Source organism: Brevibacillus sp. NRRL NRS-603 (assembly GCF_003013445.1).
GTDB classification, from domain to species: Bacteria; Bacillota; Bacilli; order Brevibacillales; family Brevibacillaceae; genus Brevibacillus; species Brevibacillus formosus.
This window is the reverse complement of record NZ_PXZN01000168.1, coordinates 1-1,248: the sequence shown is the minus strand read 5'-3', so window position 1 is coordinate 1,248 and position 1,248 is coordinate 1. Positions and strand designations below refer to the sequence as shown.

1 protein-coding gene and 1 pseudogene are annotated in these 1,248 nt (G+C 50.7%); both read left to right on the top strand.

The genetic code is table 11. The features are described 5' to 3' along the window. A pseudogene (locus tag C7R94_RS29675) lies at positions 1–411 on the top strand (anthranilate phosphoribosyltransferase); the annotation flags it as partial. Further along, a complete protein-coding gene (trpC, locus tag C7R94_RS29670) occupies positions 401–1,201 on the top strand; it encodes an indole-3-glycerol phosphate synthase TrpC (RefSeq protein ID WP_106786046.1) in 801 nt (266 codons plus the stop codon). The pseudogene C7R94_RS29675 and the gene trpC, both read left to right, overlap by 11 nt. The last annotated feature ends 47 nt before the right edge of the window (positions 1,202–1,248 follow it).

Sequence of the window (1,248 nt, the reverse complement as noted above, 5' to 3'; positions counted from 1 at the left end):
GTCTTACACGAGCTCGATGTGAAAAGAGCGCTCGTTGTAGCAGGCTCGGATGGTTTGGATGAACTGACAGTCACGGGAACGAGCCATATTGCCGAGTTGCGGGATGGGCGTATTCAAACATATGAAATCGAACCAGAGCAGTTCGGTCTGCGCAGACATGAGAAGGATGCTTTGCGCGGCGGTGATGCCAATGAGAATGCCAAGATCATTCACGACGTGTTTTCCGGAGCGCGTGGGGCAGCACGCGACATCGTTTTGCTGAATGCGGGCGCGATCCTTTACCTCGCAGATCGGGCTAGTTCGATTGAAACTGGGGTTATACGTGCAGCAGAACTGATCGACGGCGGACTGGTCATGCGCAAGCTGGAGCACGTTCGTCACATCGCAGGAGGTATGATTCATGCTTCGTAAAATCGTAGAAAAGAAACGTGAAGAGATCGCACGTCTTTATACAGATACAACCGTTTCAGCATTGCTTTTTGCAACGAAGGAAGTCCAGCGCCCACGCGGATTTCGTCAAGCATTGGAGACGAGTGTACGGCCTGTTAGCGTGATTGCCGAAGTGAAAAAAGCATCCCCGTCCAAAGGGTTAATCCGCCCTGATTTCCAAGCAGTGACTATCGCAAAGTCTTATCAGGCCGCTCGCGCAGAATGTTTGTCTGTTTTGACAGATGAATCCTTTTTTCAAGGTAGTTTGAGCTATCTACGGCAAATTCATGAGGCAGTTGAACGTCCGTTACTCAGAAAAGACTTTCTGCTGGATGAAATTCAAGTCGTGGAAGCAAGAGCAGCAGGCGCTGATTGTGTGTTGCTCATTGCTGCCATCCTCGATCGGGAAACGCTTCGCCACCTAAACCAAACTGCCGAGGAGCTGGGCATGGATGTACTGGTCGAGGTGCATGACAAACGCGAATGCGAGCTTGTTTTTCAAGCAATGGAACCGAAATTGCTCGGGATCAACAATCGAAACTTAAATACGTTTCAAACTGACCTTGCCGTTACGCATGAGGTGATTGCGGAACTGCCTGCGTCATTGACGATCGTGAGCGAAAGTGGGATTTCGACACCAGCGGATATTGAGAATGTACGAGGTGCAGGTGCCCGGGCTGTACTGGTCGGAGAGCATTTCATGCGCCAAACAGATGTAGAGCGCGCAGTTATTGATCTCGTGGGAGAAGTGGCACCGGGGGTGAGTGTATGACTCGTTTGAAAATATGTGGGATCAAGCGAGCGGAAACACTTGCGCTG

Bases quoted from the DNA above. Each gene is read 5' to 3' on its own strand.
- trpC (WP_106786046.1), top strand. From the start codon at position 401: ATGCTTCGTAAAATCGTAGAAAAGAAACGTGAAGAGATCGCACGTCTT.